Raw genomic sequence first — 17277 nt, 5'->3', positions numbered from 1 at the left:
TTGGTCTCGCTGCGAGACTAACAGTCTTGTTTCTCGATGGAGGGGTTTCGCCGATGAGCGCCGAAACGGATCCGCGGCCGGCCCGGTCCAGGGCCAGGCTGCTCGACGCCGCGACGGCACTACTGCGCTCCGGCGGTCCCGGCGCGGTCACCATAGATGCCGTGTTGCGCAGCGCCAACGTCGCGCGGGCGACCCTGTACCGCCATTTCCCGAGTGGGAATGAGTTGCTGGCGGCGGCTTTTCACGCATTGATCCCGCCGGCGCCGCAGCCGCCACCCGACGGACCGCTGCGCGACAGGTTGACGGCAGTGGTGCAGGCGCAGGCCGCGCTGATCGCCGAGGTGCCGGTCACGGTGGCCGCCATGTCCTGGCTGGCGCTGGGCGGCGACATGCCCGCGCTGCCCTGGGCCGGTACGCCGGGTCACTCTGACAGTCCGGAAGTGCAGACACTGCGCGAACGCGTCGCCGAACAGTACGCCGCACCCCTGGAGGCCGTGCTGGGCAGTCCGGACGCCCTGGCCCAGTTGGGTGACGTGGACCGGACCAGGGCCGCCGCGCTGCTACTCGGGCCGGTGGTGCTGGGCAAGCTCAGCACGCTGCCCGATTTCGACTATGCCGAGATCGCCCGGGCGGCGGTGGACGGCTTCCTGGCCACGCACTCGATCAGCGCAACGAATACCGGATCGGCAGATGCTTGAGCCCGCCGACGAATACCGTGTGCGAAAGTTCGGGCGTACCAGCCAATTCGATGGACTCAAGGCGGGGGATGAGCTCTGCGAAGAGGCTGGCCATCTCCATCCGGGCCAGCGCCGCCCCCAGGCAGAAGTGCACTCCGTAACCGAAGGCCAGATGCTTGTTGGGTTCGCGGCCGATATCGAACCGGAACGGATCGTGGAACACCTCTTCGTCCCGGTTGCCCGATACATAGGCCAGGTAGACGGATTCGCCTTTACCGATCGGGACGCCGCGTACCACGGTGTCGGCGGTCGCGGTGCGCATGAACTCCTTGACCGGCGTGGTCCAGCGGATCATCTCCTCCACCGCGGTGCCCATCAGCTCGGGCGCACTGCGCAGCCGGTCCAGCTCGGCGGGGTTCTCGATGAGGGCATGCAGCCCACCGGAAATGGCGTCCTTGGTGGTGTCGTGCCCGGCGCTGGCCACGATCACGTAGTAGGAGGCGGTGTCGACATCGGACAGCTGCTCGCCGTCGATGGTCCCGTTGGCGATCGCCGAGGCCAGATCCTCGGTGGGCGTCGCCCGGCGTGACGCGGTCAGCTCCGAAAAATAGGTGAAGAAATCGAGCAGTACCTTCAGGCCGTCCTCCAGTGACTTGCCGCGCTGGTACTCCTCGTCGTCGCCGCCGAACATCTCCTGGGTGAGCATGTGCATCCTGCCGAAATCGGACTCGGGCAGCCCCAGCAGCGACATGATCACGTACAGCGGGAAATTCACCGCGATCTCGGTGACGAAGTCGCACTCGGGCCCGATGTCGCGCATCCGGTCGACGTAGCGCTTGGCCAATACGTCCACCCGCAGTTTCAGATCGCGCATCGCCTTGGGTCGGAACCAGTCCGCGCCGATCGCCCGCACCTTGCGGTGATGCGGGTCGTCCATGTGTATCAGGGTGCGCAGGCCCATCCCGGATTCCAGTTGCGCTTTGGCCAGATCGTCGGCGGCGGCGGTGGCCAGCAGTGGCCGCGGCTCACTGATGAACAGGTTGTTCTCCCGCTCGATCGCCATGATGTCCGCGTGCTTGGTGATGGCCCAGAACGGCCGGTACGGGCGGCAATCGACCCAGGAAACCGGCGCGTCGGCGCGCAGCCGGCGCAGCGCCGAATGCAGTCGGGCATCGTCGGCGTAGGCGGTCGGGTCGGCCAGGACGCGGCCGTGCGGACTTACCGGGCGTTCGGTGGTCGGGGTGCTCATCGGCGGCTCCTTGCGGTTGACTTGACGGGTGTCAGGTTTCGGGACGTCCCCAGTGTCGACGATGGCGGGCACTGCGTGGGCGGGATTGCCCCGATCGGCTGCCGTAGGCTGGCTCATCATGCTGTCCGGTTCGTTCCGGCGCCGTTGGCCAGGCACCGTCGCTCGCTTGCTGGCCACGCTGGCGATCGGTGTGGTGGTGCTCGGCGGATGCGCGCGAGGTACCGGGCAGGTGGTCGACAGCAGCGCCGTGCCCAAGCCCGATCCCCGGCTGGACCACGGCGTGGTGCACACCGCCGACGGGCAGCTCCAAGGCGCGGTGGCCTCCGGTTACCTACTGTTCCAAGGCATTCCGTATGCGGCGCCCCCGGTCGGCGCGCTGCGGTGGCAACCGCCGGCGCCGGCGCAGCCGTGGCCGGGTGTGCGCGATGCGACGCTGCCGCGGCCCCGGTGTGTGCAGGACACCACCCGCGACCCCGGCTGGGGACGCAAGACCTCGGAGGACTGCCTGACCCTGAACGTCTGGGTGCCCTCGGCGGCGGTGGGGCTGCCGGTGCTGTTCTGGATACACGGCGGCGGGTTCGTCAACGGCAGCGGCGAGTTGTACGGCTCGCGGTGGCTGGCCACCAAGGGGCGCGTCATCGTGGTCACCGTCAACTACCGGCTGGGGGCGCCGGGGTTCCTCGCCCACCCCGGCGTCGGTGACGGCAACTACGGCCTGGCGGATCAACAGGCCGCGCTGCGCTGGGTGCACGACAACATCGGTGCGTTCGGCGGAGACCCCGCCAAGGTCACCATCGCCGGGGAGTCCGCGGGCGGGATGTCGGTGTGCGACCACTTGGTCGCCCCGGGCTCGACCGGGCTGTTCCGGGCGGCGATCATCCAGAGCGGTCCGTGCCAGGCGCAGGCCGGGCTGGCTGCCGCGCGCCAGGAGAGTCTGCGCTTTGCCGCCCGGATGGGATGCGCCGATCCGGCCGACGCTGCACGCTGCCTGCGAGCGCTGCCCGCCGCCCGGCTCGACCAACCGCCCTGGTTCTACCGCATCGGCAGCGACTGGCTGACGGGTCCGACCACGGGTACGCCCACCCTGCCGGGTAACCCGGTGGACCTGATCCGCGACGGCAAGGCCGCAACCGTCCCGGTGCTGATCGGGACGACCAGGGACGAATTCACATTGTTCGTGGCGCTGCAGTATCTGCGCACCCGGCAGGAGTGGACCCCGGCCGACTATCCGGGCCTGCTCGCGGACACCTTCGGTCCCGACGGACCCGCGGTCGGTACCCGCTATCCGCCGTCCCGCTTCGGTGGCAGCGTGTCGACGGCGTACGCCGCCGCGGTCACCGACGGCGTCTTCAGCTGCGTGGCATACCGGATGGCAACGGACCTGAGCAGGTCCGCGCCGGTGTACGGCTACGAATTCGACGACCCCGCACCGCCCACGCCGGACCCGTTCCAGCACTTGCCTTTTCCGATCCGCGCGGCCCATTCCCTGGAGCTGCGGTATCTGTTCGAGATCGGCGGCGCGCCCGCGCTCAGTGCCGGTGCGCAGCGGTTGTCCGACCAGATGCTGGCCTACTGGACGCAATTCGTCACCTCCGGTGTTCCCGCGGCGCCGGACGGGCCGGTGTGGCCGACCGTCAACGGCGACCCGTCCCCGTGGCTGCAGCTGCGACCGGACGGCAGCCGGGTCATCACCGATTTCGCGGCGACGCACCAATGCCCGTTCTGGGCCGCACTGAAAGGCTGACCCGGATGAACACCGACGCCTTCGCACAGGACTGGCTGGACGCGTGGAACCGCCATGACGTCGAGGCGGTGCTGGCGCACTTCCACGAAGACGTGGTGTTCACCTCGCCGCTGGCGGCCGAGCTGCTACCCGGCAGTGGGGGAGTGGTGCGCGGCAAGGCGGCGCTGCGCGACTACTGGACCCGTGGCCTGGCGGCCCTGCCGGACCTGCGGTTCGAGATGGTCGGGGTCTACCGCGGTGTCTCCGGTGTGGTCATCAATTACCGGAATCACCGCGGTCAGCTGGTCAACGAGGTCCTCATGTTCGACGGAGGTCTGGTGCGTGAGGGGCACGGCACCTATCTGGGCTGAGCCGGAGTCACCCAGGTGGTGATCTGTGCGTGCACCACTTCGGCGCCGTCGCGGCCGGTGACGCTGACCGGCACCACGATCTCGGTGCCCTCGACGAGTGCACCGAACTCCGGCACCTGGAATTCCGCCGTCGCCCGCAGGGAAGTGGTGGCCTTGGCGAGGTATTGCACCGTCATGGCTTTGGGGATCCAGCGATGGGTGGTGGGCACCGTGGCCTCCATGGCCATCCCCATCGCGACCTCGGCGGCGTTGCATGCCGCGATGGCGTGCACGGTGTGCAGGTGGTTGTAGACGAAGAACCACTTGGGCACCGCCACCTCGGCGCGACCCGGCTCCATCGACAGCACATGCGGCACCACCGAGGCGAAATAGGGCACCCGGACCATGGCGGCCGCCGAGAACAGTCGGGAGCCGCCGGGGTACCCCGACAGCCGCTTCCAGGCACGGTAGGTGGGGCTCAGAGCGGGCATGGCGCTCACCTTACTGTGGAGTAAGATACGTATCGACCCCGAGACTGAAGCCAGGGGCGATTTCGGTTCGCGAGGGGTCCCTGGCTTCGGTGTCGGCGGTGTCGCCGGCCGGTTCGTCCGGGATTTGGAGCACGCCCCGATCTGGGGCATACTGTTCGGGTTGCCTTGAGCCAGGTTCGCCTGGCCGGGCATGCGACCAGCGTCCTCACGGACGCATCCGGTCCCAACCTCGATCGTTGTCTGAATTTCGGACGCGGACGAGCGTGTGCAAGGGCGACACACCCGAGCGCGGGGGTCGGTGAACCAGAGACAGGTAAACAGCGGCGGCATAGCCTGCGCAACGCACTCGTGCGTGGCGCAACTAGACCAAGCAGAACGAACAAGGCCCAACCATGGGCCCGTTAGTAGTGAGGTAGGAGAAGCGTGGCGGGACAGAAGATCCGCATCAGGCTCAAGGCCTACGACCATGAGGCGATCGACGCCTCGGCGCGCAAGATCGTCGAGACCGTCACCCGTACGGGCGCCAGTGTGGTCGGCCCGGTGCCGCTGCCGACCGAGAAGAACGTGTATTGCGTTATCCGGTCCCCCCATAAGTACAAGGACTCGCGGGAGCATTTCGAAATGCGTACCCACAAGCGCCTTATCGACATCCTCGACCCGACACCGAAGACCGTGGACGCCTTGATGCGCATCGATCTGCCGGCAAGCGTCGACGTCAACATCCAGTAGGAGACCCAGAGAAATGGCTAGAAAAGGCATTTTGGGCACCAAGCTGGGCATGACGCAGGTGTTCGACGAGAACAACAAAGTCGTCCCGGTGACGGTCGTCAAGGCCGGCCCCAATGTGGTGACCCTGATCCGTACCCCCGAGCGGGACGGCTACAGCGCCGTGCAGCTCGCGTACGGCGAGATCAGCCCGCGCAAGGTGACCAAGCCGGTCACCGGTCAGTTCGCCGCCGCCGGGATCAACCCGCGCCGGCACCTGGCCGAGCTGCGGCTGGAGAACGAGGCTGCGGCCGCCGAGTACGAGGTCGGCCAGGAGCTGACCGCCGACATCTTCGCCGATGGCGGCTATGTCGACGTGACCGGCACCAGCAAGGGCAAGGGCTTCGCCGGCACCATGAAGCGGCACGGCTTCAAGGGCCAGGGCGCCAGCCACGGCGCACAGGCCGTGCACCGTCGTCCCGGCTCGATCGGTGGCTGCGCCACCCCGGGCCGTGTCTTCAAGGGCACCCGCATGTCGGGCCGGATGGGTAGTGATCGCATCACCACCCAGAACCTGAAGGTGCACAAGGTCGACGCCGAGAACGGTGTGCTGCTGATCAAGGGTGCCGTTCCCGGACGCAACGGTGGACTGGTCGTGGTCCGCACCGCGATCAAACGAGGTGAGAAGTAATGACTTCTTTGAAGATTGACGTCCACACCCCGGACGGCAAGCTCGACGGCACCGTCGAGTTGCCCGCCGAGCTGTTCGACGTCGAGGCCAAGATCGCGCTGTTGCACCAGGTTGTCAACGCGCAGCTGGCAGCGGGCCGTCAGGGCACGCACTCGGCCAAGACCCGCGGTGAGGTGTCCGGCGGTGGCAAGAAGCCGTACCGCCAGAAGGGCACCGGCCGTGCGCGTCAGGGTTCGACCCGTGCACCGCAGTTCGCCGGTGGTGGCGCCGTGCACGCTCCGAAGCCGCGCGACTACAGCCAGCGCACCCCCAAGAAGATGATCGCCGCCGCCCTGCGCGGGGCGCTCTCGGACCGGGCACGCAACGAGCGGATCCACGCCGTCACCGAGCTGGTGGCCGGCCAGGCTCCGTCGACCAAGAGCGCCAAGGGATTCCTGAGCACGCTGACCGACCGTAAGCGCGTGCTGGTGGTCATCGGCCGTGCCGACGAGGTCGGCGCCAAGAGCGTGCGCAACCTTCCCGGCGTGCACGTGCTCTCGGCCGATCAGCTGAACACCTACGACGTGCTCCGTGCCGATGACGTGGTGTTCAGCGTCGAGGCGCTCAACGCCTACATCGCCGCGAACACCAAGGACCACAAAGAAGGAGCGTCGGTCTGATGGCAACGATTACCGACCCCCGCGACATCATCCTGGCCCCGGTGATCTCCGAGAAGTCCTACGGACTGATCGAAGACAACACCTACACGTTCGTGGTGCACCCGGACTCGAACAAGACGCAGATCAAGATCGCCATCGAGAAGATCTTCAGCGTCAAGGTCGATTCGGTGAACACGCTGAACCGCAATGGCAAGCGCAAGCGCACCCGCACCGGTTACGGCCAGCGCAAGAGCACCAAGCGCGCGATCGTGACCCTGGCCGCGGGCAGCAAGCCGATCGACCTGTTCGGAGCCCCGGCGTAGTCCGGGAGAGAGATTTACAGACATGGGAATTCGCAAGTACAAGCCGACGACCCCGGGTCGTCGCGGTTCGAGCGTCTCCGATTTCGCCGAGATCACTCGTTCGACTCCGGAGAAGTCGCTGATCCGTCCGCTGCACGGCACGGGTGGGCGTAACGCGCACGGCCGCATCACGACTCGTCACAAGGGTGGCGGCCACAAGCGCGCCTACCGCGTCATCGACTTCCGTCGCAATGACAAGGACGGCGTCAACGCCAAGGTCGCGCACATCGAGTACGACCCGAACCGCACCGCGAACATCGCATTGCTCCACTTCCTCGACGGCGAGAAGCGCTACATCATCGCGCCGCAGGGCCTGAAGCAGGGCGACGTGATCGAGTCGGGCGCCAACGCCGACATCAAGCCGGGTAACAACCTGCCGCTGCGCAACATCCCGGCCGGTACCGTCATCCACGCCGTCGAGCTGCGGCCCGGCGGCGGGGCCAAGCTCGGCCGCTCGGCCGGTGTCAGCATCCAGCTGCTGGGCAAGGAAGGCAGCTACGCCTCCCTGCGTATGCCGTCGGGCGAGATCCGTCGCGTCGATGTGCGCTGCCGCGCCACCGTCGGCGAGGTCGGCAACAAGGAGCAGGCGAACATCAACTGGGGCAAGGCCGGCCGTATGCGGTGGAAGGGCAAGCGCCCCACCGTCCGTGGTGTCGTCATGAACCCGGTCGACCACCCGCACGGCGGTGGTGAGGGTAAGACCTCCGGTGGCCGCCATCCGGTGAGCCCGTGGGGCAAGCCCGAGGGCCGTACCCGCAAGCCCAACAAGGCGAGCGACAAGCTCATCGTCCGTCGCCGGCGCACCGGCAAGAATAAGCGCTAGGGAGTAAAGCGATGCCACGCAGCCTCAAGAAGGGCCCGTTCGTCGACGACCATCTTCTCAAGAAGGTCGACGTCCAGAACGAGAAGAACACCAAGCAGGTCATCAAGACCTGGTCGCGCCGGTCCACCATCATCCCGGACTTCATCGGTCACACCTTCGCCGTCCACGACGGTCGCAAGCACGTGCCGGTGTTCGTCACCGAGTCGATGGTCGGACACAAGCTGGGCGAGTTCGCGCCTACCCGTACGTTCAAGGGTCACATCAAGGATGACCGGAAGGCGAAGCGCCGGTAATGACTACGACGATTGAATATCCGTCCGCCAAGGCGGTGGCACGTTTCGTGCACATCTCGCCGACCAAGGCTCGCCGGGTCATCGACCTGGTTCGCGGCAAGTCCGTGGCCGAGGCCCTGGACATCCTGCGGTGGGCACCGCAGGACGCCAGCGACACCGTTGCCAAGGTGATCGCCAGTGCCGCGGCCAACGCGCAGAACAACGACGGCCTGGACCCGACGACCCTCGTGGTCGCCACCATCCACGCCGACGGTGGCCCGACCGCCAAGCGGATCCGTCCGCGTGCGCAGGGTCGTGCGTTCCGGATCCGCAAGCGCACCAGCCACATCACCGTGATCGTGGAGAGCCGTCCGCCCAAGCAGAAGGGTGCGCCCACCGGGACTTCGGCGCGCAGCCGTCGCGCCCAGGGCAGCAAGGCTGCCTCCGCGAAGAAGACGACCGGAGCCGCCTCGGCGACTGCGTCCGAGACGAAGGGAGGCTCGGAGTAGTGGGCCAGAAAATCAACCCGCACGGCTTCCGCCTCGGCATCACCACCGACTGGAAGTCCCGGTGGTACGCCGACAAGCAGTACGCGGATTACGTGAAGGAAGACGTCGCGATCCGCCGCCTGCTGGCCACCGGTCTCGAGCGTGCCGGTATCGCCGATGTGGAGATCGAACGGACCCGTGACCGGGTCCGGGTCGACATCCACACCGCGCGTCCGGGCATCGTGATCGGTCGCCGCGGCACCGAGGCCGACCGCATCCGCACCGACCTGGAGAAGCTGACCAAGAAGCAGGTTCAGCTCAACATCCTCGAGGTGAAGAACCCCGAGTCTGTTGCGCAGTTGGTCGCCCAGGGCGTCGCCGAGCAGCTTTCCAACCGGGTGGCGTTCCGCCGCGCGATGCGCAAGGCGATCCAGTCGGCGATGCGCCAGCCCAACGTCAAGGGCATCCGGGTGCAGTGCTCGGGTCGTCTCGGCGGTGCCGAGATGAGCCGTTCGGAGTTCTACCGCGAAGGTCGGGTCCCGCTGCACACGCTGCGCGCGGACATCGACTACGGCCTCTACGAGGCAAAGACCACCTTCGGCCGGATCGGCGTGAAGGTTTGGATCTACAAGGGCGACATCGTCGGTGGCAAGCGTGAGCTGACCGCCGCCGCGCCGGCCGCCGACCGTCCGCGCCGGGATCGTCCGTCGGGCACCCGTCCGCGCCGTAGCGGTGCGTCGGGTACCACGGCGACGAGCACCGACGCCGGTCGCGCTGCCAATGAGGGTGCCGCGGACAGCGCCGAGGCGCCGGCCGTCGAGGCCACCGTTGAGAGCACGGAGAACTAATCATGTTGATTCCCCGCAGGGTCAAGCACCGTAAGCAGCACCACCCGGAGCAGCGTGGCATTGCCAGCGGCGGCACCGCGGTCAGCTTCGGTGACTATGGCATCCAGGCACTGGAGCACGCCTACATCACCAACCGGCAGATCGAGTCCGCTCGTATCGCCATCAACCGGCACATCAAGCGTGGCGGCAAGGTCTGGATCAACATCTTCCCGGACCGCCCGCTGACCAAGAAGCCCGCCGAAACCCGCATGGGTTCGGGTAAGGGCTCGCCGGAGTGGTGGGTGGCCAACGTCAAGCCGGGCCGGGTGCTGTTCGAGATCAGCTTCCCCGACGAGAAGATCGCCAAGGAGGCGCTCACCCGCGCCATCCACAAGTTGCCGATCAAGGCACGCATCGTGACTCGAGAGGAGCAGTTCTGATGGCAGTGGGAGTTTCGCCTGGCGAATTGCGTGAGCTGACCGACGAGGAGCTCACCTCTCGCTTGCGCGAGTCGAAGGAAGAACTGTTCAACCTGCGCTTCCAGATGGCGACCGGACAGCTGGCCAACAACCGCCGGTTGCGTGTGGTGCGCCAGGAGATCGCACGGGTCTACACCGTGCTGCGTGAACGTGAACTGGGTCTGGCCGCCGGACCCGTTGGTGAGGATTCTTAGACATGGCAGAGGAAAAGGGCCCGCGGCATACGCCGGCCACCGAGGAACAGCGTGGTCGTCGCAAGACCGCCATCGGCTACGTGGTCAGCGACAAGATGCAGAAGACCATCGTGGTCGAGCTGGAATCGCGCAAGAGCCACCCGCTCTACGGCAAGATCATCCGGACCACGACCAAGGTCAAGGCGCACGACGAGAACGGTGACGCCGGTGTCGGCGATCGCGTCTCGCTGATGGAGACCCGACCGCTGTCGGCCACCAAGCGGTGGCGGCTGGTCGAGGTACTCGAGCGCGCCAAGTAGACACACACGTGAAAGCCCCCGCCGCGAGGCGGGGGCTTTTGCGTGTTCGTCGCCGGGTGGCGGTTCGGCCCGACGCTGGGAAGTTGTTGTGTCGGTTGCTGATCGATCTGCTACCACTGCGACCCGCGCATCAGGTTTTGCTGTTGTCGCGTGGTGGCGAGGCGGGTGGCGGGCACATGTTGCCCTCGCGGTCGAATCGGTGTGCGCCGTCGAGGCGCCGACCGCATGGTGCGCCCGTCCGCGGGACGGCCGGCATGGCTGACATAGTTTGCCCGAATCGCAGCTCGCTTCGACACGTGCTTGCGTCGCCGATCTGATGGCGATGCCAATTCTTGGACTTGCAGGTGAAATGGCTGTGTGGCGGCCTATCGTTTGTCGCAATGCTGCAGCGAATGTTATTGATCCTGGGATTGCTGGCCGTCCTCGCGACGATGCCGGTGTTGCCGACTGCAGCGGTCGCGCGCGCGTTTCCCGATGAGCCCTGGCTGGCGGACTCGCCCACCTTGGCCCTCCCCGATCTCGGCCTTGACCCGGACCTGTTGTTCTACGGCCAGATCGGTACCGCCACACTGACGGTGCCCGTTCCGGCGGGGATGACGCCGAGCTCGCTGAACCTGACTGCCGAACTGCCTACCTACGTACGAAGCGCCGAGGTCACGGTCAGCCAGGACAATCGAATGATCGCAAGGGTGGACGTCCCGGCGCAGCGCGGACCAGTGGTCATCCCCATGGCGGGCGCGCAGGTGGTCGACAACGCCATCACCGTGCTGCTGCGGAGTTACCTACTGCCGCTGGACGGGTACTGCCTGGACCCCACCAACCCCTTGCGGCTCACCGACGTCACCGTGAGCTTCGCGGGCGTGGAGCGCGCGCCGACGGCGGTCGCGGACTTCCTGCCGCCGGTGCTCCGCAAGTTGGTCGTCTACATCGCCACCAAACCCTCAAAAGTGGAAGCCGATGCCGCCGTCAAGCTGGCCACCGCCGTCGTCGCACGGTATGGCAAGCAGTACCCGGTGGTGGAGGTGGCGCCGCTGCCGGCGCCCGCCGCGCAACCGCCGGGTACCGGTGGTGCATTGGAACGGCATATCGTCATCTCCGAGGGCCCCGACGCGGGTGTGTCGCTCTACGGATCCGGCCGGATGCCTGCCCTGCTCGTCACGGGCCCGGCCGCCGAGTTGGTCAACCAGGTCCGGCTGATCAACAGCGGACTCTCGAGGTATGCCCTCACCTCCAAAGCCGTTGTCGGGCCGTTGAGCTCGACGCCCCAGCTGGCCGGGAACGAGACCAGCATCCGCAAGCTCGGGCAGCCGGGCGTCAACGCCGTGGCGCTCAACCCGCAGGTCGGTATCGCCCTGGATCAGACGCGGTTGGGGCGTTCGGCACACAACATCCGGGTACACCTGCAGGGCTCGTACACGCCGCTGCCGGCCAATATCGGTGGGCAGATAGTCGCATCGATCGCCGGTGAGACGATCGCTGGGTGGCCCGCCGACACCGATGGGGTCATCGATCGCTGGATCGACGTGCCGGACCGGTTGTTGCAGCGCTACACCACCTTGAATGTGCAGGTGCACATCTCGGGTAACACCGGACGATGCGGCGAGTTCCAGCCGGTCACCCTGACCATCGACGGCGCCAGCAGCGTGCTGAGCGAAGCGGCCAAGCCGCCGGTTCCGCCGGGCTTCCAGTCCATGCCCCAGGCGCTGATGCCAAAAGTGCAGATCGGCGTCAACGACGATGTTTTCGCCGATACCGTTCGGGCAGTACAGATCATGACCGGTCTGCAGCGGCTGAGCGCGCTGCCCGTCGATACCTCGGTGGTGGCGTTGGACGAGGCGATCAAATCCACCGGTCCGGCCGTGCTGATCTCACCCGACGGCTGGAATCACCCCGAGATTCCGCTGCCGGTGTCGGCGCCCGATGCGGTATCTATGACGCTCAACGTATTCGGCGACGACGGCGAGCCCGCCACTCTGACGCTCGAACCCGCGTTGAAGTTCGCGTCGCTGCAGACGGCGTACGTCGGCGGCAGGTCGGTCCTGGTGGCCACCTCCAACGGGGCGCCACGACAGCTGGACGAACTGTTGCGTTGGCTGGGCGCCGACGAACGGCGGTGGTCGATCGTCAACGGAGTTGCACTGGTGTCGGTGGCTGACCGTGACCCGGTCACGGTGTCGGCTCCGGATGCGACGGCACCGCCGGAGGCGACGGCCGCGTCGTCGAGCACGCTGTGGTGGTCCATCGGCGGCGCCGCGCTGGTGATCGTCGCGGCCCTCACCTTCTGGATGCGGCTACGGGAGCGGCGCCGCGCGCGGGACGCCTGACATGCCGGCCCGTGCACAGGCGCCGGCATGGCGGCTACGTTCGACGCAAACGTGGCATCCGGTCACCCGCCTGGTCGTCAGATGGGCCTATATAGCGATAGTGACGGTGTTCGCGTTCCGGGACAGCCTGCGCAGCGCGTGGGCCACCACGGTGGGCGGTGGACTCGGCGGCTACGTTTGGGTTGTTCCCATCGCCGCGACGCTTGCGGCCGTCGGTATCGCTCGACGGCACCGAACCGAGCTTCCGATCCACGACAGGCAGACCGACATCATCGTCGGGTCAATGGGTTTGGTGTTGGCCATCCTTTTGCAGGGCGTACTGCTCCAACGCTACGGTCTCTACTTTCACCTGCTCCGGTTGGATCTCGTCGCGTTGTGGTTGTTCGTGGTCAGTGCCAGCGTGGCGCTGTTCGGACTACGGCCGATCATCCGGTTCGGCTGGACATGGCTGATCTTCTTCATGATGTTTCCGCTGCCCTACTACTTGATCGTGATCCTGCTGGGTGGCAATCGAGTGGCTGCCGGCGTCGGCACGATGGTCATCGCCGCGACAGCCACGGCGACGGCGGTGGGTCGGCACACCAGTCGTGGAATGGTCGGCTCCAACGCCGCCTGGCTGGTCGGGCTGTTCATCCTGGCGGCGATGGCGATTTTCTTCCCCAACGCACCGCTGCTGGCTTATCAGTACATCCCTGCGTTGACCTCGATCTGCGTGGTCGGCACCTTGATGTACCTGGTCGCCCGTCGCGGCGCGCCGAAACGGATGCTGGATCGCAAGCTGGAACCGCTTGTGGCAAAACAGATCTGGTCGGCGGTGCCGGTGGTGTTCGTCGTCGCGCTTGTGCTGTCCTTGGTGCGGCTACCCGATATCGGCATGGCCCCGCCGATGACGGTGGACGCGATGAGTTTCGAAGAACCGCTGCGGGCTCCGGATGGCTGGCACGTGGTCGAAACGCAGGAGTACGACTGGGTCACAAGATTCTACGGTCGTGGCGCCAAGCTGGTCCGGCAGAAGATGGTGGCCGACGCCGGGGACCGGCGGCACGACAAATTCGGGCGGCCACGCGCGATCATGGTCGACTCCGTCACCACATTGCGCCCGTTCGCCCTGGCCGTCTATCCCACGCGAATGATCTACCGCGTCAATGGAATCCGGCTCAGTAGCCGAAGGTCTGTCGACCTCGGCTACGGTTTGGAGGCCGACCTGTTCTCGGGGGTGGACGACCGGATCTTGGTGACCTGGGACGGGCTGCAGTGGATTTGGACCAACGGCACCATGGGCCGTCGGGTGCTGGCGATCGCGGTGGACAATCACGAGGACGACGCCCCCTTCCCGCAGCCGACCGGCGGGGTGACGCCGACGCTCAATTCGATGTTCACCGTGTTGTTCCGCGGCAACGCCGCGGTGAGCGACACCGACCCGAACATGAAGGATGACGATCTGCTCACCGAGTTCGGGCATGCGCTGGTGCGACGGGCGCTGGAGCCACTTGGGTACAAGCCGTGACCACGCAGGCCGATCCGCCGCTGCGGGGCGAGGTGACCGAGGAACAGCGCCAGTACTTCCTGGACCGGGCCATCAACGAACTGCGGGAGAACCATCCGTTGCAGTCGGCCTCCCGGGCGGTCTGGGGTTGGCAGAAGCCCGTCATCCTGAGCGTGTTGGCCGTCACGGTGGGCTTCGCGGTGTGGCGGCCCTTGCAAACGGCGGTCGTACTGATCGGTCTGTGCACGGTGGGCTACGTCCTCACCATGCTGGACAGGGTGCTCATCTTCCGCGACGGATTGGCATCGCGACCCCTCACCATCACCGATGAGCAGGCCCGCGCCCTTTCCGACGACGATCTGCCTCCGTACACCATCCTGGTCCCGGCGTACAACGAGCCGGAGGTGGTCGGAGACCTGATCGGCGCGATGACGGCACTGGAGTACCCGCCGGACAAACTTCAGGTACTCCTACTGCTGGAGGAGGATGACGAGGTCACCATCGCGGCGGCGACGGCTTGCGGAGAATCGGATGTCATCACCATCGTGCTGGTGCCGGCAGCCGAACCCAGGACGAAACCCAAGGCGTGCAACTACGGTCTGTATTTCGCCACCGGTGACATCGTCACCATCTATGACGCCGAGGACCTGCCCGAACCCCTGCAATTGCGCCGAGTGGCGGTGGCGTTCCGGAGTCTGCCCGACAGCATCGCGTGCGTGCAGGCGAAGCTGGAGTATCACAACGGGCACCAGAACATCCTCACCGGATGGTTCACCGCCGAGTACGGGCTCTGGTTCGGATATCTGCTTCCGGGCATGATGAGCAGCTCGTCGCCGATCCCGTTGGGCGGCACGTCGAATCACCTGCGCCGCGATATCCTCGATCAGATCGGTGCGTGGGATCCCTTCAACGTCACCGAGGATGCCGACCTCGGTCTGCGGATCGACGCATCGGGGTATCACACCGCGGTCATCGATTCGGCCACCCAGGAGGAGGCCAATTCCGATCCAATCAACTGGATCCGGCAGCGGTCCCGGTGGTACAAGGGCTACCTGCAGACCTGGCTGGTGCACATTCGCCGGCCGGTCCGATTGTTCGGCATCCTCGGGCCGCGTAGTTTTCTCCGATTCAATCTGGTGCTCGCCGGCACACCCATCATCGCCGTGCTCAACCTCGTCTTCTGGCTCATCACGATGCTGTGGTTCCTCGGCCAACCGGAGGTGGTGGGAGCCGTCTTTCCGCCGATCATCTACTTCCCGGCGCTCGTCGCGCTCGTATTGGGCAATGCCGCAACGCTTTACATGAATCTGATCGCCATTCGCGAGGACGACAGGTCGGATCTGCTCGTCGCCGCACTGACGGTGCCTGCATTCTGGCTCATGATGAGCATCGCCGCCGCCAAGGGGATGTATCAGATCGTTCGGAATCCGTCGTACTGGGAGAAGACCTTCCACGGGCTGGCCGCCAAACCGGAAGCCGAGGCGGGCGACCCGCTATGAGCACCCGATTGTCCGATCGGCGCTGTAAGCAGCTGGCCTTCGCCCTCGCGTTCGCGATGTACGCCGGACTCGGATACTGGTTGCAGGTCCGGCACGGGTTCATCCTCGGAGATGCACTGTCCCGGGTGCAGGCGTCGGAGAGCGTGCTGTACAGCCGCGATCCGCATTTGGCGGCAATCGGTTTCATCTTCACGCCGCTGGCCGCGATGCTGGAGATCCCGACGATGTTGCTGACACCGCTGTGGCCGGACCTGACCGCGCGCGCGTTCGCCGGCTCCATCATGTCGGCGATCTTCATGGCGGGCGCCGTCGTGCAGGTGTACGCCGTCGGCAGCGACCGCGGGCTCCCGCGCGGCTACGTCGCGGTGATCACCGCGTTGTTCGCAGCCAATCCGATGATCGCCTTCTACGGGTCCAACGGGATGAGCGAGGCGCCGTTCATCTTCTTCCTCACCTGGGCGGTGCGCCGGCTGATCCTGTGGATGGCAGACGACGACGTGCATCATCTGATCACTGCCGGCGGTATCGCCATGGGCCTGGCGTACCTGACCCGCTATGACGCGGTGGGTACCGTCGCCGCGGCGGGTCTCCTCGTCGGCATCACGACATTCCTGCGGGCCGAGCGGGCGCCGCGATTCCGGCGCGCGCTGCTCGACCTGCTACTGGTCAGCCTGCCCGGATTCGTGGCTTTCCTCGGATGGGCCGCCACCAGTTGGCTGATCACCGGTGACGCCTTCGCGCAGTTCACCTCTCAGTACGGGAACTCCGCGATTCTCGAACAGTCGGGCGGTGCGAGCGCCGGCACCTTCGGGGAAGGACTGGCATTCGCTCTGGTCTGTATCACGTTGCTGGCCCCGACGCTGCTTCCCATCGCGGCGTGGGCCGGCGTGCTGCGCTGGCACCGGCCCAACTGGGGGGTGCTGATGGTGCCGATCCTCATGTACGGCGCCGTGCTCGGTTTCCAGACTTACACCTTTGCGACCGGCGCCACCTTCCCGTTTCTGCGGTTCTACATCGTGGCGATCCCGTTCGCGGCATGTCTGGCCATGCTCGCCGTTCCGGACGGAAAGCTCGTTGTGCCGAAGCGCCGCGGCCGCTACGCGCCCGTGGACACCGAGGAGTCCAGCACCCGGTACGGCAGATTCGCCCACGTCCCGGTCGCGGTGGCGTTCGCCATCACCATTCCGGTCACCGCGTACGGGATGTCCCTGCCCGCCTACGCGCCCCAGGAATATGCACTGGCGACGGTGTTGAGTCCCGATCCAGACGACGTGAGTCCACAGAAGGCAGTGCAGCGGCGTGTGGCCGCCACCTTCGCCACCGAACGTGAGATCGCGCGATACCTGGACGGTCTCGACTTGCCGGACAGTTCGGTGATCACCGACACCGTGTACGGGTTTGCCGTGGTGGCCGCGTCGAAGAACCCACGCATGTTCGTGGTGCCGTCGGACCCCGACTTCGTGCAACTGCTCAACGATCCCGCCGCGCACGGGATCAAGTACCTGCTGGCCGTCCCGCCCACCGGGCGCGGCGTGTCGGATGCGTTGAACCAGCGCTACCCGACGTTGTACGAGACCGGATCCGATGTGGCCACCCTGGAACTGGAGATCCCCAACGACGGGGACAGCCAACCCGATTGGCGGCTGTACCGGGTGCACGATCCGGCGGATCCGATGGCCTGACGGGACGGCCGCCGACCG

General features: G+C 66.4%; 20 protein-coding genes. 18 read left to right on the top strand and 2 right to left on the bottom strand.

Going from position 1 to position 17277, the window contains the following annotated elements; genetic code table 11:
• Positions 1-53 precede the first annotated feature (53 nt).
• On the top strand, positions 54-698 hold the full coding sequence (locus ACXPWS_RS25275; protein WP_458709274.1) for a TetR/AcrR family transcriptional regulator: 645 nt from the start codon (positions 54-56) through the stop codon (positions 696-698).
• On the opposite strand, the gene ACXPWS_RS25270 is transcribed toward ACXPWS_RS25275, so the two are convergent.
• Positions 664-1926: a cytochrome P450 gene (locus ACXPWS_RS25270; RefSeq protein ID WP_458709273.1), complete on the bottom strand. Its 1263-nt coding sequence runs from the start codon at positions 1924-1926 to the stop codon at positions 664-666. The genes ACXPWS_RS25275 and ACXPWS_RS25270 overlap by 35 nt on opposite strands.
• A 118-nt stretch (positions 1927-2044) precedes the next feature.
• Here ACXPWS_RS25270 and ACXPWS_RS25265 point away from each other — a divergent pair, with 118 nt between their 5' ends.
• Positions 2045-3670, top strand: coding sequence for a carboxylesterase/lipase family protein (locus ACXPWS_RS25265; protein ID WP_458709272.1), 1626 nt, complete (start codon positions 2045-2047; stop codon positions 3668-3670).
• A gap of 5 nt (positions 3671-3675) precedes the next feature.
• Positions 3676-4020, top strand: a complete 345-nt coding sequence (locus ACXPWS_RS25260; protein WP_458709271.1) for a nuclear transport factor 2 family protein — start codon at positions 3676-3678, stop codon at positions 4018-4020.
• On the opposite strand, the gene ACXPWS_RS25255 is transcribed toward ACXPWS_RS25260, so the two are convergent.
• On the bottom strand, positions 4008-4490 hold the full coding sequence (locus ACXPWS_RS25255) for a hotdog fold domain-containing protein (protein ID WP_458709270.1): 483 nt from the start codon (positions 4488-4490) through the stop codon (positions 4008-4010). The genes ACXPWS_RS25260 and ACXPWS_RS25255 overlap by 13 nt on opposite strands.
• A 423-nt stretch (positions 4491-4913) precedes the next feature.
• Here ACXPWS_RS25255 and rpsJ point away from each other — a divergent pair, with 423 nt between their 5' ends.
• The 15 genes from rpsJ (at position 4914) to ACXPWS_RS25180 (ending at position 17259) form a co-directional block, all read left to right on the top strand.
• Positions 4914-5219, top strand: coding sequence for a 30S ribosomal protein S10 (gene rpsJ / locus ACXPWS_RS25250; protein WP_003883485.1), 306 nt, complete (start codon positions 4914-4916; stop codon positions 5217-5219).
• A 13-nt stretch (positions 5220-5232) separates the two neighbouring features.
• Complete coding sequence (rplC, locus tag ACXPWS_RS25245) at positions 5233-5886, top strand: 50S ribosomal protein L3 (protein ID WP_458709269.1); 654 nt, start codon at positions 5233-5235, stop codon at positions 5884-5886.
• On the top strand, positions 5886-6545 hold the full coding sequence (gene rplD, locus ACXPWS_RS25240) for a 50S ribosomal protein L4 (protein ID WP_458709268.1): 660 nt from the start codon (positions 5886-5888) through the stop codon (positions 6543-6545). The genes rplC and rplD overlap by 1 nt, the downstream gene beginning before the upstream one ends.
• A complete protein-coding gene (rplW, locus tag ACXPWS_RS25235; protein WP_458709267.1) occupies positions 6545-6847 on the top strand; it encodes a 50S ribosomal protein L23 in 303 nt (100 codons plus the stop codon). Before rplD ends, rplW begins: the two co-directional genes overlap by 1 nt.
• Before the next feature lie 22 nt (positions 6848-6869).
• A complete protein-coding gene (rplB, locus tag ACXPWS_RS25230; RefSeq protein WP_458709266.1) occupies positions 6870-7709 on the top strand; it encodes a 50S ribosomal protein L2 in 840 nt (279 codons plus the stop codon).
• Positions 7710-7720: 11 nt separating this feature from the next.
• Positions 7721-8002 (top strand): 30S ribosomal protein S19, encoded by a 282-nt coding sequence (rpsS, locus tag ACXPWS_RS25225; protein ID WP_006245110.1) that lies wholly within the window; start codon positions 7721-7723, stop codon positions 8000-8002.
• Positions 8002-8490, top strand: a complete 489-nt coding sequence (gene rplV / locus ACXPWS_RS25220; protein WP_458709265.1) for a 50S ribosomal protein L22 — start codon at positions 8002-8004, stop codon at positions 8488-8490. Before rpsS ends, rplV begins: the two co-directional genes overlap by 1 nt.
• Entirely contained in the window at positions 8490-9317 is an 828-nt protein-coding gene (gene rpsC / locus ACXPWS_RS25215) for a 30S ribosomal protein S3 (RefSeq protein ID WP_458709264.1), read from the top strand. The genes rplV and rpsC overlap by 1 nt, the downstream gene beginning before the upstream one ends.
• A gap of 2 nt (positions 9318-9319) precedes the next feature.
• A complete protein-coding gene (gene rplP, locus ACXPWS_RS25210) occupies positions 9320-9736 on the top strand; it encodes a 50S ribosomal protein L16 (RefSeq protein WP_458709263.1) in 417 nt (138 codons plus the stop codon).
• Positions 9736-9969, top strand: coding sequence for a 50S ribosomal protein L29 (gene rpmC / locus ACXPWS_RS25205; RefSeq protein WP_458709262.1), 234 nt, complete (start codon positions 9736-9738; stop codon positions 9967-9969). Before rplP ends, rpmC begins: the two co-directional genes overlap by 1 nt.
• 2 nt (positions 9970-9971) lie before the next feature.
• A complete protein-coding gene (gene rpsQ, locus ACXPWS_RS25200; protein ID WP_458709261.1) occupies positions 9972-10268 on the top strand; it encodes a 30S ribosomal protein S17 in 297 nt (98 codons plus the stop codon).
• Positions 10269-10648: 380 nt separating this feature from the next.
• Entirely contained in the window at positions 10649-12592 is a 1944-nt protein-coding gene (locus ACXPWS_RS25195; protein ID WP_458709260.1) for a hypothetical protein, read from the top strand.
• Positions 12593-12692: 100 nt separating this feature from the next.
• Positions 12693-14099 (top strand): hypothetical protein, encoded by a 1407-nt coding sequence (locus ACXPWS_RS25190; protein WP_458709259.1) that lies wholly within the window; start codon positions 12693-12695, stop codon positions 14097-14099.
• Complete coding sequence (locus ACXPWS_RS25185; RefSeq protein ID WP_458709258.1) at positions 14096-15577, top strand: glycosyltransferase; 1482 nt, start codon at positions 14096-14098, stop codon at positions 15575-15577. The genes ACXPWS_RS25190 and ACXPWS_RS25185 overlap by 4 nt, the downstream gene beginning before the upstream one ends.
• Complete coding sequence (locus tag ACXPWS_RS25180; protein ID WP_458709257.1) at positions 15574-17259, top strand: ArnT family glycosyltransferase; 1686 nt, start codon at positions 15574-15576, stop codon at positions 17257-17259. The genes ACXPWS_RS25185 and ACXPWS_RS25180 overlap by 4 nt, the downstream gene beginning before the upstream one ends.
• The last annotated feature ends 18 nt before the right edge of the window (positions 17260-17277 follow it).

The sequence above is a fragment of the Mycobacterium sp. BMJ-28 genome (genome assembly GCF_054404835.1).
The sequence above is the reverse complement of the archived record's forward strand: the minus strand, read 5'-3'. Positions and strand labels throughout refer to the sequence as shown.